The organism is Bartonella sp. TT121SHDZB, assembly GCF_042193415.1.
Lineage (GTDB): Bacteria > Pseudomonadota > Alphaproteobacteria > Rhizobiales > Rhizobiaceae > Bartonella.
On the sequence record NZ_JBHILR010000009.1, the window covers coordinates 34,208 to 58,614 of the forward strand.

At 40.5% G+C, this 24,407-nt stretch carries 18 protein-coding genes and 2 pseudogenes; 16 read left to right on the forward strand and 4 right to left on the reverse strand.

From position 1 onward, the window contains the following. Positions 1-360 precede the first annotated feature (360 nt). Positions 361-756 (forward strand): hypothetical protein, encoded by a 396-nt coding sequence (locus tag ACFIKI_RS06445; RefSeq protein ID WP_375666390.1) that lies wholly within the window; start codon positions 361-363, stop codon positions 754-756. A 1,950-nt stretch (positions 757-2,706) separates the two neighbouring features. On the opposite strand, the gene ACFIKI_RS06450 is transcribed toward ACFIKI_RS06445, so the two are convergent. Then, complete coding sequence (locus ACFIKI_RS06450; protein ID WP_375622909.1) at positions 2,707-3,075, reverse strand: helix-turn-helix domain-containing protein; 369 nt, start codon at positions 3,073-3,075, stop codon at positions 2,707-2,709. A gap of 1,526 nt (positions 3,076-4,601) precedes the next feature. Here ACFIKI_RS06450 and ACFIKI_RS06455 point away from each other — a divergent pair. From ACFIKI_RS06455 to ACFIKI_RS06515, 13 genes and pseudogenes are all read left to right on the forward strand, one after another. After that, the gene (locus ACFIKI_RS06455) at positions 4,602-4,949 is read left to right on the forward strand and encodes a hypothetical protein (protein ID WP_375666413.1); all 348 of its coding nucleotides are present in this window, start codon (positions 4,602-4,604) and stop codon (positions 4,947-4,949) included. Between the two features lie 297 nt (positions 4,950-5,246). After that, a complete protein-coding gene (locus ACFIKI_RS06460; protein WP_375666391.1) occupies positions 5,247-5,429 on the forward strand; it encodes a hypothetical protein in 183 nt (60 codons plus the stop codon). 80 nt (positions 5,430-5,509) lie between these two features. Continuing rightward, entirely contained in the window at positions 5,510-5,686 is a 177-nt protein-coding gene (locus ACFIKI_RS06465; protein ID WP_375666392.1) for a hypothetical protein, read from the forward strand. 382 nt (positions 5,687-6,068) lie between these two features. Continuing rightward, positions 6,069-7,430 carry a PBSX family phage terminase large subunit gene (locus ACFIKI_RS06470; protein ID WP_375666393.1) on the forward strand — a complete coding sequence of 454 codons (1,362 nt, stop codon included), beginning with the start codon at positions 6,069-6,071 and terminating at the stop codon, positions 7,428-7,430. Then, entirely contained in the window at positions 7,430-9,268 is a 1,839-nt protein-coding gene (locus tag ACFIKI_RS06475) for a portal protein (RefSeq protein WP_375666395.1), read from the forward strand. Before ACFIKI_RS06470 ends, ACFIKI_RS06475 begins: the two co-directional genes overlap by 1 nt. Before the next feature lie 278 nt (positions 9,269-9,546). Next, on the forward strand, positions 9,547-10,320 hold the full coding sequence (locus ACFIKI_RS06480; RefSeq protein ID WP_375666414.1) for a hypothetical protein: 774 nt from the start codon (positions 9,547-9,549) through the stop codon (positions 10,318-10,320). Positions 10,321-10,668: 348 nt separating this feature from the next. After that, positions 10,669-11,787: a N4-gp56 family major capsid protein gene (locus tag ACFIKI_RS06485; RefSeq protein ID WP_375666416.1), complete on the forward strand. Its 1,119-nt coding sequence runs from the start codon at positions 10,669-10,671 to the stop codon at positions 11,785-11,787. Between the two features lie 83 nt (positions 11,788-11,870). Next, positions 11,871-12,566: a hypothetical protein gene (locus tag ACFIKI_RS06490; RefSeq protein WP_375666396.1), complete on the forward strand. Its 696-nt coding sequence runs from the start codon at positions 11,871-11,873 to the stop codon at positions 12,564-12,566. 536 nt (positions 12,567-13,102) lie between these two features. Beyond that, positions 13,103-14,566, forward strand: coding sequence for a hypothetical protein (locus ACFIKI_RS06495; protein WP_375666398.1), 1,464 nt, complete (start codon positions 13,103-13,105; stop codon positions 14,564-14,566). A gap of 282 nt (positions 14,567-14,848) precedes the next feature. Next, the gene (locus ACFIKI_RS06500; protein WP_375666400.1) at positions 14,849-15,331 is read left to right on the forward strand and encodes a hypothetical protein; all 483 of its coding nucleotides are present in this window, start codon (positions 14,849-14,851) and stop codon (positions 15,329-15,331) included. After that, complete coding sequence (locus ACFIKI_RS06505; RefSeq protein ID WP_375666402.1) at positions 15,328-16,467, forward strand: tail fiber domain-containing protein; 1,140 nt, start codon at positions 15,328-15,330, stop codon at positions 16,465-16,467. Before ACFIKI_RS06500 ends, ACFIKI_RS06505 begins: the two co-directional genes overlap by 4 nt. Then, positions 16,464-16,826 (forward strand): annotated as a pseudogene (locus tag ACFIKI_RS06510) (phage tail protein); the annotation flags it as partial. The gene ACFIKI_RS06505 and the pseudogene ACFIKI_RS06510, both read left to right, overlap by 4 nt. 256 nt (positions 16,827-17,082) lie before the next feature. Beyond that, on the forward strand, positions 17,083-17,529 hold the full coding sequence (locus ACFIKI_RS06515) for a hypothetical protein (RefSeq protein ID WP_375666403.1): 447 nt from the start codon (positions 17,083-17,085) through the stop codon (positions 17,527-17,529). A gap of 1,377 nt (positions 17,530-18,906) precedes the next feature. Here ACFIKI_RS06515 and ACFIKI_RS06520 read toward each other — a convergent pair. Then, positions 18,907-19,645, reverse strand: a pseudogene (locus tag ACFIKI_RS06520) (tyrosine-type recombinase/integrase); the annotation flags it as partial. 675 nt (positions 19,646-20,320) lie between these two features. Between ACFIKI_RS06520 and ACFIKI_RS06525 the strand changes: the two are divergent. Together ACFIKI_RS06525 and ACFIKI_RS06530 are read left to right on the forward strand one after the other, a co-directional pair. After that, positions 20,321-20,764, forward strand: a complete 444-nt coding sequence (locus tag ACFIKI_RS06525) for a hypothetical protein (protein WP_375666405.1) — start codon at positions 20,321-20,323, stop codon at positions 20,762-20,764. Positions 20,765-22,096: 1,332 nt separating this feature from the next. After that, positions 22,097-22,825, forward strand: coding sequence for a DUF4167 domain-containing protein (locus tag ACFIKI_RS06530; RefSeq protein WP_375666406.1), 729 nt, complete (start codon positions 22,097-22,099; stop codon positions 22,823-22,825). 542 nt (positions 22,826-23,367) lie between these two features. Here ACFIKI_RS06530 and ACFIKI_RS06535 read toward each other — a convergent pair. Next, the gene (locus ACFIKI_RS06535; protein WP_375622700.1) at positions 23,368-23,817 is read right to left on the reverse strand and encodes a hypothetical protein; all 450 of its coding nucleotides are present in this window, start codon (positions 23,815-23,817) and stop codon (positions 23,368-23,370) included. 44 nt (positions 23,818-23,861) lie between these two features. After that, a complete protein-coding gene (locus ACFIKI_RS06540) occupies positions 23,862-24,227 on the reverse strand; it encodes a hypothetical protein (protein ID WP_375622698.1) in 366 nt (121 codons plus the stop codon). Positions 24,228-24,407: the final 180 nt, after the last annotated feature.

A 24,407-nucleotide genomic window follows, 5' to 3' on the forward strand; every position in this document is an offset into this window, starting at 1 on the left:
GGGCGTGGAATGTGGTGCGAGGATTGGGGGGAAGTGGCTTCGTGAATGGAGGGGAAATGAAGGGTGCTGTGCGTTGGTTTATGTAATGCAACACACTATGAAAGTAAGTATACATATACTATATGTATACTACATGCTTTACATGTGTTTTTTCGTACTTTTAACATATATATTTTGTGTCTTAAACATAAGCTTTGAGTACTATGAGAGATGGTGGTCGTTTTTTTAAACAAGCGAGAAAGTGATTAACTAATGCTTGATAGTAAAGAAATATGTTGTTAAGGCTATTCTTTGAAAGGAGGCTCTTATTTCTGGTGTAGGAGCTTCTCAGAAGAGAATGCAATTAATAGGGGAGTTAAGATGTCAAAATATTTATTTCCGTTACCGCTTGTATTGGTGGCTGGTTGTGCATCTATCAGTAATTATTCATCAAGTTATGTCAGTCCAAATATTACGCAAGATGATATAAAATTAATTGCTAACGATTTTGTCCGTAATCTTAAAAAACCTTTACCGCCCGCTACAACAACACTTATTGTGAAAAAAAATAAAACAGAAGACAACTTTACTCCTGTCTTTATTGATCTCTTGCGACGGAATGGATATAACGTGATCTATACAGATCAACCAAACAAACAGCAAAATGGTGTAATCTTGACTTATCAAATAACGCCAATAAAGATAGGTATCTTGTCTATGGTTTCTTATGATGAGGTTGGAGTAACGCGTTATTATATCCGCACTTATAATCGATGAAACCCCTTTGCCGGTTTGTCTCAAAGAAGTAGATAATGAAGAAATGTGTTTCAGGGGAAGTGTTGGGATTGAATTAATCAATAAAAATTTGCAGATGTGAAAATTACATGTTCAGATGACAATTATTCGTCGTTTCGGTTACAATTTCAGTGTTGTAACGAAGAAAGATGTCGTTTTATCTGTTTGCAATTCTTCATGTTCTGTCTCAGTTATATAGCGCTTTTATCGTTTCTGTCTTATAGAAAATTACTTTCTGTTCTACGGCTCTGTATGCCAATCTAATAGTCAGATCTAAACAATCAAATTCATATGAACTCTTTACAGAAATCTGTTGTTTGAGATTGTTGGAAAGGTGTTTTGTTTTTATCAAATTGTCGCGTGGTGGTTTGGGAGTTTCCTTTGGCTGCGTTCTGTAAAGATGTAAAAGCGTAAAAATGTGAATCTGTAAAATGAAGCGGAGGATTTGTGCTTTGTGTATGCTTTTATTATGGCATGGAATGTGGTCAGAGAACTAGGGGACGCGTTTGTGAATGGAGCGGGGAAAGCTGGGATGAAGAGGGGTGTTAAGTGCGTTTTCTGGAGAAGAGTGTGTGGGGAATATTTGAGGGCAGGGCTTAATCAGTCTTGTCTGATGACACGGTATTATTTGAGGTGTCGTGATAACCATATGAAATAATCAGCAGGGGAATTTGATAGACGAGAAATCAGATTGTTGCAGACCAGTGTTTGCAGAGCGGTGCGGAGTGGTGATGTGGAAATTTTATTTGGCTTACGTTCTGTAAAGATGTAAAAGCGTAAAAACGGTGATCTGTAAAATGATGCGGAGGATTTGTGCTTTGTGTATTGTGCATTTTTTTGTCATGGTATAATGATAAATCCATTGAGCACCCCTATCTTTACGCTTCATAAAAGAGCAAGCCGGCACTATCATTATATTTGTGCTAGCTCGTGGGTGTTGGCTACAGCCCTTGGCACTTGAGACGGTTCATAAGAGCCATTTTATTCCTTTCTTAATCGTTTTTTATCCATACGGGCTCTCCCCTGCTTTTGACGTGCAAGCGAGTGATTTTGATTGATTCAACATGGGAGGGATTTGAAATGAGAGAATCTTACGATATTCGGAACTCTTAATCAGTATCAATAATGCTAAATTATCATTATAAATCAATATATTGTCATGGTATCGAGGGGTGAGAAGGATTGGGGGAAAGTGTCTTCGTGAATGGAGGAGAAAGTTGGGATGAAGAGTGCTGTTGAAGTGCGTTTTCTGGAGAAGAGTGTGTGGGGAATGGCTGTGAACAGATTGCAGAGCTGATGTGTAAAGAGATGTGAAGAGAGAAAAATCGTGGTGGGCGTTTATTTTCTATGCGGAACTTAACAATTATAGTTGCATCTATATTTGTATGGGGGATATCCGTGAAATGGGTGTGAGAAGCATTGAGAGGTGTTTTTTTAGTAAGCGGGTGGAATGAGCAATACAATGAAATCCTATTTAGAGGGGAAATCCTATTTAGAGGGGAAATCCTATTTAGAGGGGAAGCCTATTTAGAGGGGAAATCCTATTTTAGCTCTTGTTGTTTTAGACATTGTGTTTTGTATGAGGGGCATTTTGCAGGAAAAGTGTTTTGAGGGATGTGGCTCCCTTAAAGAAAAACACAAAAATATCAAAAGAAAAATATAAAAACTTGACAAGGTAAATGTAAAAAGGTATCATAATGATACAATCGGAATTGTGCGTTTAAATCAGAAGAGATCTCTTGATAAAATTCTGTGAGAGGGGTGGGGATGTCTTTCCAAGATTTTGGTGTTTGTTATCCTATTTTGAAGTTTGTTATCCTATGATGTCGTAAACCGGTGCCTAAACCGTTTTTTGAGATGTGGTGGTATCAGGCGGCAAGGCTTTAGGCAGAGGGGGATATTGGCAAAGGATGTCGATTGATGCTCTTTTGTCTAATCAGAAATTAACCACAAAATTGCTTTTTGTTTTTTCGGCTGGAGCTCTCTAAAGTTTTTCAAAAGTGCATGTTCTTTTTCGCTGTATGTGTCTTGATCGTGGTGTAAGGCATGTTCTTTTGTGGGAATATCTGCTGTTAAAAGGTCCGCATAAAAAAAGTTCATAGGAACTGCTAGTTTTTTAGCAATTTCGAGCAAACATCCCGCGCTTACACGATTGGAGCCTTTTTCGTATTTCTGGATTTGTTGGAAACTGACACCTAAATGGCTTCCTAACTCTTTTTGAGAAAGTCCCATTGAAATGCGTCTGTGACGGATTCTTTTACCTATTGAAATGTCATTAAAATGTGAATTTTTAGTTTGCACTTCAAGCTCCCCTCCGGTTGCGAGCGCCCTCGCATGAGTATTCCGGGAGTTTGAAAGCACTGAGCTCAGCCAGCCTTTTGCTTTTAGTGCTGACAAGCACTTGGACATAGCAAAAGCTCCCGGAATTCCGGGATACCCGCAAAGCGGGATAAATTTATGTACTGAGCGTTCGGGCTTTCAAATCCCTATTTGACCGTTGCGTGGACGATCAAAAACACAGATCAATTCATAAGGCAATTTCAGAAGATTGGCAAGAAAAATCAAAATAATTTCAAAGACTATAAGATTGGGTACTTTTTAAAAAAGTGCGAAATCTGGATTTTTAGTTTGCACTTCAAGCTCCCCTCCGGTTGCGAGCGCCCTCGCATGAGTATTCCGGGAGGTTGAAAATACTGACACTCGGATCAGCTTTTTGCTTTTAGTGCTGAGAAGCACTTGGACATAGCAAAAACTCCCGGAATTCCGGGATATCCGCAAAGCGGGATAAATTTATGTACCGAGCGTTCGGGTTTTCAACTCCCTATTTGACCGTTGCGTGGACGATCAAAAACACAAGCCTATCAGTAAAGTAGTTTCAGAAGATTGGCAAGAACAATTAAAAGATTTGGAAAATGAGAGCATTTTTTGTATCTTAAAAATTGTCTCGTTATCTTCTTATGCCTTATGCTGTAAAATATTGTCATTTGAGGTAGGCTGAGATGGGGGCATTAGAGGCAAGGATATGCCGTCGAGGGACCTTCAAGCATATCAATTTATACGGTGCTTTTTGTGAGAGTGTCTGGATATTGGAGGGTAGGGGTTATGTCCGTTTCTGGTGAAACAGTATCCTTTGAGGCGTGGTGAGGGGTGTTTTCCAAGTGCAATATACGTGATAAAAGTTGAATTGTTTACAGACTCTTGTTTATCGAGTGGTGGGTTAGTTTGGAAGTTTCGTTTGGCTGATTTCTGTAAAGATGGAAAAGCGTAAAAACGTGAATTCGTAAAATGATGTGGAGAATTTATGCTTTTGTTATGGTATGGAATGTGGTCAGAGGACTAGAGCGCGCGCATTTGTGAATGGAACGGAGATCTGAAGTCAATAAGAGGGATTTGTTGAGTAAGAGGCTGGATTATAGTTTACAAACCGGTGCAGGATGGACGCTTGATCCAGTGAGGAAATCTGTTTTTTGAAGTGGAATTGTCGACCCGTACTTGTAAGAATTTTTGCTCTTTAAGGTGTGGTGATCTGAAATTAGTAGGAGAAGCCGTTAGAGTGAGTAGCTGGGTTGTTGATAGACCCGTGTTGACAGAGCGGTGCGGGGTAGTGATTTGAGCGTTTCGTTTGGCTGATTTCTTTAAAGACGTAAAAGCGTAAAAACGTGTATCTGTAAAATGATGCGGAGGATTTGGGCTTTATGTGGGCTTTTGTCTTTTAGGGGGTGGTCTCATTTTTAATTGTTGATTGCTTGTTAAGTTTTTTTGCTGATTTTCATGTCATTTTTTGTGTTTGAGATTTTGGTTTCTCTTTAGTTGGAAGGAACATGATGATGGTAGATGAACATTGTCTTCCCTTACGTCGAAGAGGGCGGAAAAAAGGGGCTTTGAATAAAACAACAAAGCGATTTAATGAAGCTCTTTTGACAGCGGCGGAGCAGGCTGGATATCACTATGGTGAAGATGGGCTGGTGTCTTATCTGCAATATCATGCGCTGAATAATCCCGTACCGTTTTTTTCGCTGCTGGCAAAAGTCTTGCCTCTCCAGGTGACGGGAGAAGCAGGGGGAGATGTCAAAACAGTTTCACGTATCGAGATTGTACCAGTGAAGCCTAAAAATACCGAACCAGAGAAGCGTGATCCTTCGGCTACTGAGGCTTGTGATATTGGAAAATGTTGAGCTGATGCTTGTTGAGGGTTGAGGGATATCGTCTCTTGAACGGGGGTGCTTTATGCCTGTTTGAGAGCTTATGATTGAAGTTGTGGTGAAGGGCGTGTGCTTTAGGCGTGTGAGCCGTGAAGTTGTTGGGCTTTGGTGGGGGATGTGTGAGGATGTGGACTGGAGGAGGCTTCGGTGCATATGGTGTTTTTGGGGCACATAGCTGTCTGGGGTGGTTTGTGTGAGGGGACAGATGCTTTTATGGCGATGCGTGAGGGGTGCGATACCTGAAAGGTGCGGGGGAGTGCTTGATGATATTTGCTGTTTTGGACCTCTGGTGAAGGTTTGGTCTTTGCTTGTTATCGAAATGGGGGAGATGTCAAAACAGTTTCACGTATCGAGATTATACCAGTGAAGCCTAAAAATACCGAACCAGAGAAGCGTGATCCTTCGGCTACTGAGGCTTGTGATATTGGAAAATGTTGCGCTGATGCTTGTTGAGGGTTGAGGGATATCGTCTCTTGAACGGGGGTGCTTTATGCCTGTTTGAGAGCTTATAATTGAAGTTGTGGTGAAGGGCCGTGTGCTTTAGGCGTGTGAGCCGTGAAGTTGTTGGGCTTTGGTGGGGGATGCGTGAGGATGTGGACTGGAGGAGACTTCGGTGCATATGGTGTTTTTGGGGCACATGGCTGTCTGGGGGGGATGCATGGTTTTTGAGTGTGGTACGTGAAAAATCCGCTTTGATAAGGGATGCGTGAGAACGTGAAATTTAAAAAGTGTGATGCTTTTGCGGACTTTTATGAGGGTGTGCTTTGGGGGGCTTTAGAAGAGGAACTTGGGGCGGATATCGTGCTTTGTGGGGGACAGAGGCGCGGTGTTTGAGGGGCGTGATGGAGAGGCATGCTTAGGGGCGCATATCATGTGTATGTGGGGTGAGGGGAGCCCCATACAAAAAAGTGACATTCATTGAACATGTGCGATAACGAACATGGGATAACATGTGGGATGAAGAAAAGACAAAGTGCTGCTTTGGAGAAGGGTGCTTTTCATTCAATTGCTCTGGGATAAGTAAACTTGGGATAAAAGGGTGTAGCGCAATTATTGCTAAAGGCAATTATTGCTCAAGTATGAAAATTTATAATGACAACTGTTCAGAAAATTTCTCAAAAAATGGAGCAGAAAACGGCTCAAGTAGCTCTTATCCCAAAGCTTATTCCTGTTTTTACTGGAAATGCCGATGTGCGAGCTGCTTGGGGAGGACGCGGTTCTGGAAAAACACGTTCTTTTGCTTTGATGTCGGCCGTGGTGGGATATCGCCATGGAATGGCTGGAGAACGCGGGATTATTCTTTGTGCACGGCAATTTCAAAATTCTCTCAATGAAAGTTCTTTGGAAGAAATTAAACGCGCTATCGAAGCTTATCCTTTTTTACAAGATTATTATGAAATCGGCGATAAATATATTAAGTCAAAAGATGGACGGATCGTCTATGTGTTTGCTGGGCTTGATCGCAATATCGCAAGTATTAAATCAATGGGACGCGTTTTCCTTTGTTGGGTCGATGAAGCTGAGCCCGTGACAGAAAATGCTTGGCAAACACTTATTCCAACTTTGCGCGAAGAAGGAAAAGATTGGAATGCAGAATTATGGGTCACTTGGAACCCGTGCCATGAAAATGCACCCGTGGAAAAACGTTTCCGAAATGTCGATAATCCTCATATCAAAGGGGTGGAAATCAATTGGCGCGATAATCCGCAATTTCCTGAAAAACTCAATCGTGATCGTATGGACGATTTGCAGCAAAGACCAGAACAGTATAACCATATTTGGGAAGGCGAATATCTCCAGGCTATGCAAGGGGCTTATTATCAGAAATGTCTGCTGGAAGCCGAAATGGAAGGGCGGATTACCACTGTTCCACGGGATCCTTTGATGCAGGTGAGAATCTTTTGGGATATCGGGGGAACAGGCGCAAAGGCTGATGCTACCGCATTGTGGGTCGCGCAATTTGTTGGACGGGAAATCCGAGTGCTCGATTATTATGAAGCCCAAGGTCAACCTCTCTCAGAACATGTGGGCTGGGTCTTTCAAAGGGGATATGAAAAGGCTCTTATGGTTTTGCCTCATGATGGCGCAACAAAAGATCGTGTCTATAATGTGAGTTTTGAAAGTGCCCTTCAACAAGCCGGTTTTCAAACCAAAATAATTCCTAACCAAGGAACAGGCGCTGTTAAAATGCGTATCGAAGCCGTAAGGCGGTTGTTTCCTGCTCTATGGTTTAATCGTGAAACGACATCTGCCGGGAGAAAAGCGCTCGCCTGGTATCATGAAAAGCGTGATGAACAGCGCAATATCGGACTAGGCGCTGAACATGATTGGGCAAGCCATGGCGCCGATGCCTTTGGACTGATGTGTGTGGCTTATGAACAACCAAATGCTAGAGCGCAAAAAAAACCTTATCGCTCTTCTCACCATTCTCAAACTTCATGGATGGCTTTTTAATGAATAGTTCTACAAATTCTTCTTTTAATCAAATCGAAACGCTTGAAAATCAAGCTCTCTTTAAAAAACTCGTGGGATGGTATCAGGATGATATTACCCATGTCGAAAAATGGCGAAAAAATGCCCAAGAAGATTACGATTTTTATAATGGGCGGCAATGGAATGAGCAAGACCTTGCTGTCTTGCACGAACAAAACAGACCCGTGATGACTTTTAATCGTATTGCACCTTTAATTAATGCTGTCATCGGGGCTGAGCGCAATAATAAAAGGCAAGTCCAATTTATTCCACGACAAGAAGGCGCTGCCTTTGCAAACCAGATTCTGACAGGAGCAGCCGAATGGTTTCGTGATGAAGCTGACGGGGAATACGAAGATTCCGATGCCTTTCAAGATGCAATTATTTGCGGAATGGGCTGGACAGATACACGCCTTGATTATGAACAAGATCCGCAAGGAAAACCAGTCATTGCGCGGCTGGACCCTATGAAAATGGTGTGGGATGCTAGTGCTGTTAAGTCTAATCTCATTGATGCTCAACGCTTATGGTATATTGATGAAAAACCGCTTGCTGTGGCGCAGGAAATGTTTCCCAATGTTCATTGGAGCGATCTTCATGCTGATTGGGTTAAATATCAGAGCTTTTTACACCCAACCAGCAATGGAATGACACAAAATTATCAAGCAGAGGGAGGGGATCTGCTAGAGGGAGAAGAGGCAAGCTGTTATCAACGTCCTAAAATGGTGACATTGGCGGAATGTCGCTGGTTTGAACGCGAGGTGGTTTATAAAGTCCTTGAGCCTCAAAGTGGAAAATTTATCGATTATTCAGAGCAGGATTTCCAAAATTTAAGTAAAACCTTTCCGCATGTTCAAGCAACAAAATTGACCAGAAAAATTGTCAAACGAGCATTTTTGGGCAGAAAGCTGCTCGAGGCGCCTGATAAGCCCTTGGGGCCACCCAATCAATTGGGATGGGAGTGTATTACCGGTACTTTTGATAAGTTAAGCCGACAATTTTATGGACTGGTCAAGCCAACAAAAGATCCGCAACGGTGGGCAAATAAATATTTTAGTCAAGTGATGCATTTGCTTAATAGCCAATCAAAAGGCGGAGTTATGGCAGAACGCGATGCTTTTGATGATGATCGACAAGCCGTCGAGAGTTGGGCTAGAGCCGATAGCATTACTTGGTTGAAAAGTGGCGCTGTCTCTGGCGGTAGAATCCAGCCTAAACCCGTGGCACAATTTCCGCAAGGATTTTTCCAATTGTTTAATGAAGCAAAAAGCGCTCTCGAACAGGTGACGGGGTTGTCTTCTGAATTTGTTGGGACTCGCGCTGTCAATCAGCCCGGTATTCTTGAACAACAACGACGACAATCGTCACTTAATCTTTTGGCTTCCTTTTTTGATGGGTTGCGTCGATATCGGCAACGACAGGGAAAAATTATTCTCTATCTTATTCAAAATTATCTCTCCGATGGGCGGTTGGTGCGTATTGCTGGGGATGAAAATGCCCAGTATGTGCCGCTGACACGCGAAATGGTGACGAGTTTGGAATATGATATTGTCGTGGATGATGCGCCAACAAGTCTTAATGAAAAAGAGCGTACCTTTGCACTCATCATGCAATTGCTGCCTTTGATGCAAAATTTTGCAACACCTGAAATTATGCTCGATCTCTTACGCTATTCGCCTTTACCCGCTTCACTTATTCATAAAATTGCGATAAAGGCGCAAAACTCTTTTCAAGAAGAGCAAAATGCCTCAACACAGATGGAGAATAATGTGGGGGCAGAGCAGATAATGCAGATGTTGCAGACACTAAAAGCTCAATAATAGGACGCTTTGTCATGCGTGACTTCTGATAAATGCCATATATCATAAATTGCTTATCGATTTTCGTAGTGCATGGGCTCCCTTTTCTTAAAAGACCTGTTTTATAGGGCAGGATTGTTGGGAAAAGCAGGGTGGAGAGGGAGGCTTGCCGTCATGTGGGGTGATGGTGGGAATGGTGGTGCTAAATGATGAGAGAGCATTGGGGGGATAAATGCTCACAGGCTGTTTTATCTGAAAAATTTGATTTTATTGTTTTAAAAAAAGAGAAGGCTAATGTCATGGATCAAGAACACTTAACGCCGGCAGAACAAAACCAATTGAAACAAGATTTTCTGGTCTCAACACAAGAGGGAGAAGATGGTGAAATTGCAAGAGAAGAAAAAACTCTTGAAGATAATTTCCAAGGGCAAATGCATCAACAACAGGACTCTTCGCAAAAGGCTGGAAAAGAGGTTCAAGGGGGAGAAGATGCTCCACCAGATCCACAAAAAGACTTTATGGGCTATATGCAATGGTTGGGAAAAACACTCCAAAAACAAGGGCTTTTACATGAAAAACAACAACCTTCTCTTGGTTTGGAAGCAGAGCAGTTGCATGCATTCTATCAACAGTCTGTTGCCGGTGTTAAACAAAAACATCATGATTTTGATCAAGCAGCTGATTTTATTTATGAAACGCGGGCTAAACAGTTGGCAGCTTGTGCTTCGCTCTATCCCGAGATGGCAGACCCCAAAAATATTGATGCGATAATTGGTGATGAGTTGAAGCAGATCTTGCGCGATTGTGCGCAAAAAAATCAAAACCCCGCTGAAGTGATTTACACGATTGCACAAAAAATTGGCTACACAAATGTTCCCAATAACATGGATGAAAATTTACAGGAAAGACACAATTCTGCGCGTACTCTTGCTGCTTATAACGGCTTGACTCCAAATGGGCCAATTTCTTTGGATATGCTTGATAAAATGTCAGAAGCAGAGTTTAGCGCTTGGGTTGCTGATCCTAAAAATAAAGCCGCTTTTAATCGTTTAATGGGTGGGAGAGAATTTTAAAAAACAAAAATGTGGCAGGAGGTGTTTTCTTGCGGGAATGTTAAGAGGCTTTTAGCGCAGGAGAATGCGGGGGTGTTTTCTTGCGGGAATGTTAAGAGGCTTTTGGCGCAGGAGAATGCGGGGGGGGTTCCTGCGGGAATGTTAAGAGGCTTTTGGCGCAGGGAATGTGGGGGATTTCTCAAAGCGCGGATGTGGTGAGAAGAGCTCTTATAAGGGGGAGGCAGACGCTAACAGAAATTAGATAAAACTCACGAACAACCTATTCACCATCTGAAATGAAATGTGGTGTTTTGAGCGCCCGGCGCTTTGCCGGGTTTTTTTATGTCAAGAAAACTTTTAGAGGATAAAATGACCGTAACTTATATCGGACTTAATGACCCAATGGCAGTGCGCACATGGTCTAAATTACTAAACCAAGAAGTCTCAAAAGCACTTCCAATTGCACCGTTGATTGGAAATGATTCAAATAGTATCGTACAGTTAAAGGATGAAACCACAAAAGCAAGTGGGGATGCTATTAGCTTTGGTTTGCGGGTGCAGTTGCTAGGCGATGGGGTGAGTGAAGGGCAGACATTGGAAGGCAATGAAGAAGCTTTACAGTTTCTCAATGATCGCTTGGCAATTAATGAACTCGTTCATGCCGTGCGTGTCAAAAATGAGGGAACGATTGATCAGCAACGAATTCTCCATGATTTGCGCACCGAGGCAAAAAATGGTTTGGTTGATTGGTATGCAGATCGTCTGAGTATGATGTTCTTCATTCAAGTGTGTGGTTATACCGCAAAAACAATTAACTTTGAAGGACGCACGATTACCCTTAAACCTGTTCATTATGGGTTTAATGCGCCAACGGCACCAACCAATAAACGCGTGGTACGTCCTAAGGATAAAGCAAAAGATGAAGATTTAAAAGAAGGCGATGTTTTTGATCTTAAGCTCATTGATAAAGCTGTTGAACGGGCTAAATTGGCAAATCCTAAAATTAGACCCGTGCGGATTGATGGCGAAAATGTCTATGTGCTTTATCTTCATCCAACCCAAGTGACGCAATTGCGAACCAATACTGATGCGGGGCAATGGCTCGACATTACTAAGGCAATCTATAGTGGAAGTCGTATCAAAAATCCACTCTATGATGGGTCTTTGGGCATGTATAATGGTGTGGTTTTGCGCGAAGCTGAACATATTACTGAAGGAGTCGAGTCTGGGACCGCTAACAAAGCTGTACCAAATGTGCGGCGAGCTGTTTTGCTTGGTGCGCAGAGTGCTGTGATTGCTTTTGGTAAAGATCGAGGAGCAACACGCTATAAATTGGTGGAAGAACTCTTCGACTATGAAAGAGAATTCGGGGTCGCGGCAAAAACCATTATTGGGATGAAAAAAACTTGCTTTACTTTGCCTGGAAGTACGCAAGGGGCTCAGGATTTTGGCACTATTGTTATTCCAACTTATGGAGCGCCCGCTTAAAGCGAACGCTTGCTCACTTCCCCCAACAAGAGGGATCTGTTGGGGGAAAAATTTAAAATGCTTCCAGAAACAAGGACAGGCTTATGACCACTTTATCCACTGATCCCCAAAATCTAAACCTTACACATTCAGACCATTCTAAAACTTTTGCTTATATGGTCGCGCTTATTCAAGATGAAATTGACGATACAACAGCGGAATATTCCCTGCAAATTCAAGATTCAATTTTTACGGCTTTGCGTTTGTGTGAACGCGAACCCTTTTTCTTTAATGAAAAAAGAGAAAGGACGTTTAAAACACAAAGTGGTCAAACATGGTATGGGCAAGAAGAGGGGGTTTTTATTGAAGCAGAAAAGAGTTTGGAGGGCGTCTTTTTAGAAACAAAGGAGGCAACACCAGCAAAGTTGTTCTTTAAGCCCTTGGAAATGTTGCATCAACAATATGGCATGCATCCTGCGCTAGGAACGCCGTTCTTTTATACCTGCCTTGATCAAAAAATAGGACTCTTTCCAACACCAGAACATGTGGAAACCGTAAAGCTCTCGTATGCTCCTGTTCATATTGCCGATGAACAGCTGAAAGAGGATGAGAACCCTTGGTTGATTTATGCTTTTGATCTTATTAAAGCACGGGCAAAATATGAACTTTATAAAAATATTCTTAAAGATCCTGAATATGCCGCCGTTTCTTTCAGAGATTTTCAAGAACAGCTTCAAGCTTTGCGTATTGAAACATCGCGCCGGAAAGGTTCGTCAAAGATTCACCCAATGCGTTTTTAAAAGACTTTTTTCCAAATCGTTTATGGTTGGCGTTGAAGGTGGTTTGGCACTGGTGGCTGGTTTGTCCCTTATGGCTGGATACGCCGTTGGGTGTTGATGGTGAAGGGCTGGTGGATGGCGTTGGGGGCCATTATTGATGGTATCGTTTTTTCGGTGCGTTAAACAACTTGAGGTTGTTTGTTTTGTTGAATTTTATGCCTTTAGAGTTTTAAGAGCTTTTGTGGTTTTTTATCCATAAGCCTTGGTGTTTTGAATGGCACTGAGCTTTTCAAAGATTTTATGGGGGTCTTGATGGCTCTTTTCCCCGTCATTGTAGGGGGGTGATTGCGGGCAGTTGATTTTGGTTTGGCGCTGGTGGATGGCGTTGGGGGCCATTATTGATGGTATCGTTTTTTTGACGCGTTAAACAACTTACGGTTGTTTGTTTTGTTGAATTTTATGCCTTTAGAGTTTTAAGGGCTTTTGTGGTTTTTTTATTAATAAGCCTGGGTGTTTTGAATGGCACTGGGCTCTTCAAAGATTTTATGGGGGTCTTGATGGCTTTTTTCCCAATCGCTGATTATCGACCCGATGTGGCGGATATCAATGGAATTTTTACCGATGAACTTGTTAATGTGCTCCCGGCGGATGGCTCCTATATCCCTATGCCAAGTTTTGAGCCTTTATCAGAGCCTTGTCCCCAGCCAATTTTAGGCACTCTTGCGGTTAAAACAAAAAATGGGGTTTCTATTATTGTCGGGACAAGAGATAAAATCTATTTACTTGATAATACAACAATGAACTGGAAAGATATTAGCCAAAAAGGAAAACCTTATCTGGCTAATGTTGATGCTCCGTGGTCTTTTGCTTTGTTTGGTGATTTGATCATTGCGGTGAATGCCAATAATAAACCACAAGTGATTGATATTAATCATGATAAAACATTTAGAAATTTAGGAGGAAATCCACCACAGGCAGGGATTGTTCGAATCTGGGGAGATTTCGTTTGTTTGATGAAATTAACCGAAAATCCAAGACGGGTTCATTGGTCTGGATTAAATGATGCTGAATTTTGGACCGTGGGGAAAAAAAGTTGTGATTATCAAGATTTTCCTGATGGTGGTTTCGTCCAAGGGGCAACCGAGACAACAAATCCAATTATCTTTATGCGTTCTGCAATCTATGCCGGTTCTTTTATCCCTGGCTCTAAGATTATTTTTAGTTTCCAAAAAATCCACGATAAACGAGGCGCTAAAAATGCTGAATCAATCGTTTGTCGGGGCGATTTAGCATTCTTTGCTGATGAAGGCGGTTTTTATCAAATAACAAATGAGGGACAGATTATACCCATTGGGTTCGAAAAAGTCGATCGAACGATGACCGCAAAATCAAGGAAGGATAATCTGTACACTCTGTCGGCTGCTATCGATGGGGTGTATAATCGTGTTTATTGGATGGTTGATTCTGATGAGAGCCTTCATAAACGTATCTTGCTCATTTATGATTGGGGATTGCAAAAATGGACAAAAGCTCTCGTCGATATCAAAATGATATTGCCTATTTTCTTAGCCGGAACAACCTTGGAAGGTCTTGATTTTGTGACTAAGAATATTGACGATTTGTCCTTTTCTCTTGATAGTAAAGCTTGGAAAAATGAATCGCCTATTCTGGGGGCATTTGATCAACAGGGGAGACTGGGTTCGTTTTCTGGGTGTTCTATGGCTTGTGTCGTGACATCACAAGAAATGGGGCAGACAAATGGCATGATAACACGGGTGAAAAATATTATGCCTCAAGTCAATAGTGGAAAGTTTTATTTGTCCGTGGGGATGCGCTTTCGACAATCTCTTGAAGAGAAAACTGTTTGGTTGCCAGAAAAACAGCCCTCTTATAATACTGGACAAATTCATTGTCGCGCAAGGGCACGGTTTTATCGCTTTAAATTGCGTATTCCTGAAGGGGTAAATTGGACTCATGTTACTGGATTTGATGTGGAATTGACGCGGGCCGGCATGCGATAGGCATGCCCTTTTGTAATACCATGCGATAGGCTCAAAGCCTCTATTATTTAAGAACAAATGCCCCATAGGCTCACAAGCCTTTAGAAATAAAGGTACAATGTGGTGCGTTATGTTTCATGCTTTTCTGCGATAAAGGAAAAATAGGCTGCACCATGGTTTATTTTTATAAAGAAGAAAGTTCCCTCTTTGTTGTGACAAAGGGATGATGGGGCTTTTTTTTCTTTTATTGTGCGGTAAGCATGAAACGCATGAAGTGCGTAGGGGGATGTTATTTGAGGGGAGATGAGTGACAAAGCTAAGAGAGCCAAAATTATGATGCAAGAGAGTCAAGATTTATATTCTGCTTATCTAACAGAGCAGTGGCCATGGGAAAAAATAGCTCCTTATCAAGAGGCTCTCAATGCTGCATTGAAAAAATATGCTCAGCGCTTTCCGGATGATGTTTGTTTGGAGAAAATCGCTGAAGAAATCGCTACAGGACAAGCACAATTGTGGCTGGTCTTAAAAAATAAAATCCAATTTAGTGCTTTTGCAATTACCAAAGTTGAAATAACCCATACGGGAAAAAAATGCGTCGTTCTCGCTGATCTTGCTGGAGAGGGAGGGCTGAAATTGGTCAAATTGATTGATGAAGTCGAAAAATGGGCGCGAACAATCAATGCTGAAGAAATGCACATGTTTGGAAGAACTGGATGGGCGAAAAAGCTCGCTCATCACGGATATTCTCGTAATCTTATTCAATATAGAAAGGTTCTGAACCCATGAGTAGAAAAAAAACACCTCAAGTACAGACAACAACACAAACAAATGCACCACCCGCTTGGGCAGCTGATATTCTTAAACAAGCTAGTGCTGACGCGCTTGGACTTTATAATAAAGGAATTGGCGGAAACGTTTATCAGGGAGAGAGAGTTGCTGGTTTTAGCGATATGACAAAAAATGCGCTAACTGGTTTACAACAAGCGGCAGGGCTCTATAATAATCCAACAGTAACCCAATGGTTGAATGCACCAACCAACAGCGCTACAAATCTTTCCGGTATGGCTAAGGGAAGCTGGATTGGAAGCAATAGCAAATTTAATACTGCATTGCAAAATGCTCTGAATAAAACTTCTGATGCAATTAATCAATCGATGTCTGGAGCAGGACGTTATGGTTCTGGTGCCCATACCGGTGTGCTGGCTGATGAACTAGGCGCTTTGGCAACAAATGCGGCGGTACAGCAATATAATCAAGATATTAATAATATGATGAATGCAAACCAGATGATTGATCGTTCTCAGCAGAATCAAGTTAATGCGGCAAATAGCTATTATCAAGGACAGAGTAACGCTCAAAGCAATGCTTTGAAAGGGGGAATGATTCAAGATATAAACCGTCAAAATGTCTTAGATGCGCAACGCCAAAAATGGTCAGAAAAAGATAATCAAGATTGGAACCGATTGGAACGCTTGTTACAGGTAGGAACACAGGCTGCTGGAAATTACGGAACAACTTCAGGAAAATCTACAACAATACCTTCTGTTACAAAAGATCCCTTGCGTGATGCGCAGCAAGTGCTTGGATTGGTCGGAGGAATTTTAGGGCTTTGTGACGTGAGAGCAAAAGAAAATATTATCCCTGTGGGACAGAAAAACGGATATCCACTTTATACCTTTAATTATAAAGGAAATCCACAACGTTATCAGGGCGTTATGGCGCAAGATGTGTTGCGTGTGAAGCCGGAAGCTGTTTATGTCAATGCGAAAACAAAGTTATTGCATGTTGATTATGACAAAATAGGACTGAAAATGGAAAAAATGAAAATGGAGAAAATCCCGGCATCTAAAAATAAAATTACGGCTTTCTTTTCTTCATTTTTTGCTCGTTTTCCCTTTTTGAAAAACGAGTATCTTCTATGAGTTCGATTTATGATTGGTCAATTGTTGCATCAGAAAATGCTTATGCCGATGAGAGTATAAACTGGGCAGAAGGGCAACCACCAAGCACAGTCAATGATAGTGCTCGCGCTATGATGCAACGCATCAAAGAATATTTGTTGGATAATGGGAGCGTGATTGAAACACAGTTTATTGTCGATATGGAAAACGAGAGAACGTCACTTCGTTTGGCAACAAAGTCTTTTTTGGGGACTTATGTGGATGGTATTGTTGTGCGCTTTAAAGCACAAGGCGTCAATAGAGGAATAACAAATATTTCTTTAAATCAATTGCCGCCAAGACCAACTTATAGAGCAATCCTAGAGGGTATCGTGCCTTTGGGGAGAAGCTCAACAAAGCACGCAAGATGATCATACATTTTTCTTTGATTTCAGGTGGTAAAATCATCATTTTAGGTGGAAAACAGCGTATAATTTTAAAAAATGCCTTGAAAAATTTTTAATGAGGACCTTTTTTCAAAAGCCTTAGCCTTTCAGAAGGTTTCACGAGGTTGCAAGAGAAACGCAAAAAAAACTGCAGAGAGAAAAAATATGCAAATGATTAATGGGCGTTTAGCTTATCAAAAAGGGGAATATAATGGCACTTTTTCCATTTTCTATTGCTGATATTGACGATCCTGAACATATTCGTGTGGTTCTTTATGCCAGCGGAAGAATGGGACATGCTCCTTTGAACGCATTGTTGAAGAAAGCATATGAAGATATTACAAAAATTTCAAAGCGTATGGATGCTTTAGAAAAAAAATTAAATACTCTAGATCTTACCAATGTCAAACAGAAACAAAATGCAAAAGAAGGGAAGCGAGACAGTCTTAGTCATATTGTTAACCGTGACATAACCATGGCAGACGTGAAGATGGGAACATCAGAACTTAAAATAGCTTCATCTTCGGATATGGATCTATCGGTTCCAAAACTTACACCACAGAAGACGCTAGAAATATACAGTAATGCTGATCAAGAGATCGTAATTCAGCCTTCTAGAAATATGTTTCCTTTTTTTAAGAAAAAAAAATATTTTTAGGAAAGTCTATCATGCGTTGTCAGGGTGATGAGGGCACATGTTGAAATCGATTTGAAATCGATGGGCTAGCTTTTAAAACCCACAGAGAAAAATTTTTCCTCAAGCAGAAATCTATGGCAAAAGAAGTTTGTAAAAGATCTGGCAACAACTTGAAAAAGCTGGTGGATAGAGCGTTCTATGGTTTTAAATCTATAAATAATTTGCCGTTTTTACGCTTTTAAAAGAAAAAAATAACTATTCGTCGCAATTTTAATTTGTCAAAAGTTTCTTAAAAAGAAAGCTTTAATTGCCAAAATAGATTAATGTGGGTGAGAATGTGTATAGTTTAGTCTTTTCTTATAAGCAAAAAAATGGTGGATTGTTGGAATAGGCTTGAGGGCTAAAGTTGTGATTGTTTTCTTAGCAGACAGAGGTGTACAAGTGGTTGTTTATTTATCTTGTCTTGTTATGCTGTAAAATACCCCCATTTGAGAGGGGATGATATAAGAAATATTAGGTCTTCCTGACACTTGCGTTTTTAAAGGCGTTCTTGAATATTCAAGAGAGCTTGTTTGTTGCGTTAAGTTTAAGTGAATCACATGCGTGGGAAGCCAAATGAAAGCTGCTAAAATCCAGAATATTGATAAATCAGATTGGGTGAAAAATCTTCGTCTTTTGAAATGGTCAATATAAGTTTATTTGGAATAAGAAAAAAATGCTTTCATATTTCATTATTTATACTTTTGGGGGATAATTTTTATAAATATAATTAAAAAACTTGCAATATTATACGTTTTGTGTATAAATGTTTATTATTGATTTCTTTTGTATTTTATTTAGTTATATCTCTATTCATAAGTCGCGCTTATTTAACGGCGCGGCTTTTTTATTGTCTAACAGCAGGAGGCGCTATGAGATCTGTTAATGAGAAGGTTTCAGATGGTTTTCTCATTATTCTCATAATTGTATTTTGTGATTTCGTTTTGCCGTAAAATCTCTAAATTCTTGTGCGTTTTTTATCTTAATAGGGGGCGCCAAGGCAAAAATGCAGGTGTCTGTTTTGTTTCTTTGCATTGGTTATCACGGAGGCAGTTGAAGAGTAAAAAATCTTTGTTACTCTTTGATGGAGAGTGATATGGGGTGAAGTATAAAATGGAGGCGTACGCAAGGAGAAATTATCATAAATACCTAGAATGTCCCCAAATGCCAATGGATTTCTAACAATGTTTGTTGAGCTTGATCAGAAAATGCGTTCTTTTCTTTGTGTGGAATTTTACCTCAATCATCTCTTATCCCATCTTATCCTGTTGTTGTCACTGCCCTTTGGGAGTGCTGTTATGTAAGGTATGTAAGATTTTATACGTGAAGGGTTTGTGTGTGGTGTATTCTCGAGCCAAGAATTGTCCAGATATCGCCATCAATCTGATTTTCACGAATATGATGTGAGGGATTGGTACGAACGCCTGGTAGAGTAAGTAAACGCAAAGCTCATTGTGTTATAGCTGTTGTTTGGCAAAAGCGTTTTATAAAAGCCGGGACCTCTCTCCAATCCATTGCTGGAAAATTTAGCGTTTTATGGCGTTGTGCGTCTGAGAGAGCCCGTGCTTTTGTTGTTGCTTGTCAAGCAACACCCAATCCTAATGCAGCCGCATGTTTGAAACAAAGGTTAAGGCGGATAAGAGCTCTATTCGCTGTTGCTGCTTTTGTATGCCAAATGGGGCGAAAGTATTGCTTATCTCTGTTTGGGTAATCTCTGAAACAGGCAGACAGCCTAATGGGGGGAGAATGTAAAGCCGCAAGGGAGAAAAACAACGTCCATCTTTATCATCATTCTTTAGTTTGGCTTTACGGCTTTCAAAAGTATCTAAAGCAATGCCCTTTAAATAATGGAGATTGTGCATTGCTGCACGCTTTTGTTTATTGCGTTCTTTAATTGGGGCATGAGCCTTATGCAAAACAGAACGCTATTGGGTTGCACATTACATGGGCTTGTTTTAAAGAGACATGTCTTAAGGCTCTCAAGCCTGTTCACGATGGTGCCCGGTATAACGGTAAAACCTTGTGCACTGCCATCTTTACATTTATGAAGAAGCAAGCTGGCATCATTATACACTTTGCCAGTTCGTGGGTGTGGCACACAGCCCTTGGTGCTAGAGACGGTTCATAAGAGGCATTTTTAGTCCTTTCTTCTCTTATATCGTTTCACTCCGCACACGCATTCCGCTTGTGGTGTGTAAGCAAGAGATTTTGATTGATTCAACATGGAACAAGTTTGGAATGAGAGAATCTTACGTTATGCGGAATTTTCATTCAATAGGTAAAAATAGTTAATTATCATTATAAATCAATGTGTTAACTATAATGGGCGTTTGTTCTGGAGCCTCATGTGAACGCACAAGAGGTTTTTTTGTTCGGCGTGTGATGAACTATTCGGAAGGAGGTGCTTTTGTTCATAAACTCCATGAAATATCGCTTTTTGAGGGATGGTGATAGAAATCACATGCGTGGGAAGTCAAAGAGGGAGTCTAGGAGGAAGGGCGAGGAGATTCTCGTTGAGAGAAGCCGCATTGTTTACAGATCAGTATGGATGAAGAAGCTTCGTCTTTTAAGGTGGTGGGAAAATTATAATCTCTCCTTTTTCATAAAGAGGATGAGAAAAGTTTTTCATAAGAATTTTATACGATAAAAAAGAAGTCTTTTGATATATAGAGTATTGATCTTTTGCCGTTATAACCTGTATTCTGTACACAGATATTCTATCATTTTTTGCTGTAAAAAGCTTCTCCTGGGATGTTAAAGGATACAATCTTTAATGGAAAAAAGAATCCGCGCAAGGCAAAAGGCTTATTTCAAAAGATTATATCGCAAGATTGCTTTTGTTGGCATGATCCTTTTTTGTATCGTGCTTTTGTGTTTTGTTGTTATAAAAATAGTCGGTTATTTTTCTTCTCATAAAGAAATAACACAACAAGCGCCTGTTAAATTGGTTATTCCTGTCTTTGATCTGCGCGTGTATTGCAAGGAAATTTCTGCTTCCGTTATGCCTGATATGAAAAAAGAAGTTTATCAGCGCTGCCTTAATTTAGAAAGTGAAGCCTATTTTGATATTCGTGAAATGTGGGATAAGCTTTCTGATACTGAAAAAAAACAATGTTTGACGATGGTCCGCCCCGGAGATGGAAATTATTTTCTCTTGCGGGACTGTTTCCTCAATGAAAGAGAGAATAAACAAGGCAAAATACGCAATTACTTTTAAGTGTTTACATGGAAAGTTAAAAGACTGCGAAATTGGAAAAGATAAAAATTTCCTGATTGTTATCGTCCTCTATACCAATAAAAGAGTGATTTGTTTGTCTTATTGTGCCGCACTTTCATTTAAACTGTGGCGACATAAAGTATGGATGCTTGCTTGAAGGATTGAAATGTTCGTGCGGGGTGAATATTCGTAGATTTGTTGAGCCGTTCGTTTAAATGAATCACATGCGTGGGGAAGCCAAGGAGAACGCTTTTGACAAAAATTCAGCTTGTTTACACACCAGCGTGGGTTAAGAACCTTCGTCTTTTGAGGGCGGGAGTCAATAGATATGGATAAACATAAATATTTCTTTCTTTGAGAGGCTATAAACATTCAAGGTTATTCCATGCATAAAACGCTGCGCTGGGGGGATATATGCTGGGGTTATAAATCTGCTTGTTTTATAACTATCAGAAAGTGTAAAACGAGGAAATCCATTGTGCCAGTCTTAATTTATAAATGTTAAAGGATAATTTTTTGAACAGAATTTGATTTTTATGAAAGTGTGACATATTGGTCAGTTTTTTCATAAATTGATATTTTTTTGTATTTAAGTATTGGGCTTTTAGGCTCAATTTGTTCTCAATAAAGAGATTTGATTAATTTAAAAATTTCAAGGGCTTAAAATAAAAATTAAGCGTATCGTTGGTCTGTTTTTTTAAGAAGATTGATTTCTTGGTCATTACTAGGTCTTGAATAATACTTCATATTAATCTATCTATAAAAATTAAGGGGTTTTGTGGAGCGGTCGTGGATTATCGCTCGTGGGGGGTTGCTTTAGCGATGAAGAGAGGCTATATTCGTAAATGAAGAGGTTCATGCAGTGACTCGTTGAGATATAAGTGCTTGTGAGTTAAGTGCATGAGGGGGAGACAATATCGGTATTTTTAGGAGCGGTGGTTTTAGGGCAAAAAAAAGAAGCTTCTAATGTCTTCTGGCGTTTTTTTCTTTGTCAGGGGTGTTATGTATGTGTTCTTCTTTTTGTTTTCCACAAGATAATTATTTTTTTTAGTGAAATATGGTTTATTTTAAAAAAAATACTTGGCATTTTACGTGAACATCACTAGGTTTCTGCTGGTTGACAGAGAAATAGGGAATTTTTGATTTACGATTTCCCTGCTGTTTTGTGATTTTCAAAAAAATATATGTTTTTATCATTATCAGTAGGGTTCATTTGAGTGAAATAAATGCGGATAGCTTGATAACCGTATGTTAAACGTGATCAACATTATCAAAAAATGATGCAATGAAGAAGAGTCAATTAAGACATATACTCCAAAAAAAGGGATAAAGATGAGGCCACAACAAAATAGACGGGTACGCGGACGCAATAATAACAATAATAATAATCGTCGCGGTCCTAACCCGTTGTCTCGCAATTATGAAAGTAGCGGTCCGGATGTTAAAATTCGCGGGAATGCTCAGCAAATTGCCGATAAATACATAAGCCTTGCGCGTGATGCACAAGGAGCTGGTGATCGTGTTATGTCGGAGAATTATTTGCAACATGCGGAACACTATTTGCGTATTATTTTAGCGGCTGCTGGGCAAATGTCTCACTCTGCTCGACATGATGAAAAACGGGATGAAAACGAAAATCGTGATGAAAACAATGGGCAAGAATGCGGTGAAATAAATCCTGAAGGTGAAAAAAAAGATGCTGTCGAATGTGATACAGATGTATTACAGATGCAGTTGCAAAAAAATGGTCATGGACAATATGCCAAAGCGCACAATGGGGATGATCGTGAAAATGCTTTAGAAACTCTAGCGGATAAAAAAATTGCTCAAGAGAACTGTCTCTCTGAGGAAAATGTTGAACCTGTCAAAAAAACACGCCGTTCTCCCCGTCGACGTATTGCGCGGACTCAAGACGAATCATCTCTTGAACTTTCACTCGCAACACCAGAAAGCTCGAGTAATGGGGATGCATCAACATCAACAGAAGAAACTTCTTCTTTGCCGGAATTGGGTGAGGGGGTACAGAGAAAAATCCGCCGCCGCCGCGTGGTGAATATTTAAGCAGAGGAAAATATTCAGACCGCAAGAATGCTGTGTCAGCGCTTGTGGTGATGTTGTTGGTGTAAGGGGGGAAAATTGTATATGCTCAAGAATCTTCTTAGGCTTTCTTTGAATTTTTATGAGCAATATCGGAAACTGAACGAGGGGTGTTGACGGAAAAGATTGTTTCTTTGTTGGGGATAGGTGAAGGGATACAGAGAAAAATCCGCCGCCGCGTGGTGAATATTTTTAACCTTATCACATTGATTTATCATAATCATTGTTTTTTATGTTGGGCGAGAGCCCCTAAAACCCTATTCTCTCTTTTCAAATTTGTCCCATATTGAATCAAGCAAAATCATTCGCTTGCACGTTGCAAGCAGAGAGAAGCCTGTGTGGATAAATTTTATAAGAAAGGAATAAAATGGCTCTTATGAAATCTCTCTCTCGTGCCAAAGGGGGGCGTCACACCCACAAGCTGGTAAAGCGTGTGATAATGCCGGCTCGCAGAAAATGTTTAAACCTTCAGAATGCTATGTCAGCGCTTATTGATGTTGGCTTGCTTAATGAGGCGTTGTTGTCGATATTTTTTCTGTTGTTTCAACAGAAAGAATGGAGACAAGTGCACCGGTATGATAATTGTAAATCATAAATTTTGTTTGTCCATCAGGGGTTAAAATTTTCAGTACAATATTGTGCTCTGAGAGGCTTTGCGACAAAATTTGTGTTTTTTCTGGTAGAGAGAGCGTATGATGGATAACGTGTGGGTTTTTGCTGAGAGAGGAAGATCGCTCTGTTTGTTTTGGCGCTGATCCCGTTGTTATCACTTTATAAACAATTATAAATAGTACGGTCAGAATAAGGAAGAGCGTTATTAAAACGGAAATAATCATTAACCCCATAAGTTTTTTTCTCACCCGTTCTACAGCAGGATCTAAGGGGAGATCTTGAGGCAGAGTACTTTGCTCTGTGTGATGGTCTTTTGAAGGGTGCATTCGCTTATTATCTATCATGTCTTCCATTGATTATTTTTTTGAGATCTGATGGGTTTATGCTTTTAAAGTTTTTTGTGCAAGAGATTTGTGGAAGAAGAACGCAGAAGAGAAGGCAATGTTGGTAAAATGTCTTCTTTGTGGACTGTAGACAGCTTGTCCTTTACGTTTTGGCTTTTAAGCAGGAAATTTCCATGGTTTGTTACAGACCAGATCAACTTTACTTCTTGTTGATGTAAATTGGGGTGTACGTTTATACATTGGGCAAAAATTTGTTGTCCATAAAGTGCAAACTTTTTTGTGGACGGTATCATGGCTTGTTCACAGGCTTGAGCCGTTGGGTAGGTTTTAACCATTGTATTGTTTGAATAGCAACTGTTAAAATCATCTGTACATGAAACCAATAAGAGGATAAAAACAAGGGGGTTCATAAATTATTTTCCAAACAACAGGTTGACAGCATAGACTCGAATTTGTCAGCCTAGGGGCTTCTTCATTGTTAAACGTTTTCAAAGTTTTTTAGTTCCCAAGCGCAGTTCCCAAGCGCAGTTCCCAAGCGCAGTTCCCAAGCGCAGTTCCCAAGCGCAGTTCCCAAGCGCAGTTCCCAAGCG

Excerpts from the sequence above, each read along its gene's own strand:
- ACFIKI_RS06445 (WP_375666390.1), top strand. The coding sequence starts at position 361 with ATGTCAAAATATTTATTTCCGTTACCGCTTGTATTGGTGGCTGGTTGT.
- ACFIKI_RS06455 (WP_375666413.1), top strand. The coding sequence starts at position 4,602 with ATGGTAGATGAACATTGTCTTCCCTTACGTCGAAGAGGGCGGAAAAAA.
- ACFIKI_RS06470 (WP_375666393.1), top strand. The coding sequence starts at position 6,069 with ATGACAACTGTTCAGAAAATTTCTCAAAAAATGGAGCAGAAAACGGCT.
- ACFIKI_RS06475 (WP_375666395.1), top strand. The coding sequence starts at position 7,430 with ATGAATAGTTCTACAAATTCTTCTTTTAATCAAATCGAAACGCTTGAA.
- ACFIKI_RS06480 (WP_375666414.1), top strand. The coding sequence starts at position 9,547 with ATGGATCAAGAACACTTAACGCCGGCAGAACAAAACCAATTGAAACAA.
- ACFIKI_RS06485 (WP_375666416.1), top strand. The coding sequence starts at position 10,669 with ATGACCGTAACTTATATCGGACTTAATGACCCAATGGCAGTGCGCACA.
- ACFIKI_RS06490 (WP_375666396.1), top strand. The coding sequence starts at position 11,871 with ATGACCACTTTATCCACTGATCCCCAAAATCTAAACCTTACACATTCA.
- ACFIKI_RS06495 (WP_375666398.1), top strand. The coding sequence starts at position 13,103 with ATGGCTTTTTTCCCAATCGCTGATTATCGACCCGATGTGGCGGATATC.
- ACFIKI_RS06500 (WP_375666400.1), top strand. The coding sequence starts at position 14,849 with ATGAGTGACAAAGCTAAGAGAGCCAAAATTATGATGCAAGAGAGTCAA.
- ACFIKI_RS06505 (WP_375666402.1), top strand. The coding sequence starts at position 15,328 with ATGAGTAGAAAAAAAACACCTCAAGTACAGACAACAACACAAACAAAT.
- ACFIKI_RS06515 (WP_375666403.1), top strand. The coding sequence starts at position 17,083 with ATGGCACTTTTTCCATTTTCTATTGCTGATATTGACGATCCTGAACAT.
- ACFIKI_RS06525 (WP_375666405.1), top strand. The coding sequence starts at position 20,321 with ATGGAAAAAAGAATCCGCGCAAGGCAAAAGGCTTATTTCAAAAGATTA.
- ACFIKI_RS06530 (WP_375666406.1), top strand. The coding sequence starts at position 22,097 with ATGAGGCCACAACAAAATAGACGGGTACGCGGACGCAATAATAACAAT.
- ACFIKI_RS06535 (WP_375622700.1), bottom strand. The coding sequence starts at position 23,817 with ATGATAGATAATAAGCGAATGCACCCTTCAAAAGACCATCACACAGAG.
- ACFIKI_RS06540 (WP_375622698.1), bottom strand. The coding sequence starts at position 24,227 with ATGAACCCCCTTGTTTTTATCCTCTTATTGGTTTCATGTACAGATGAT.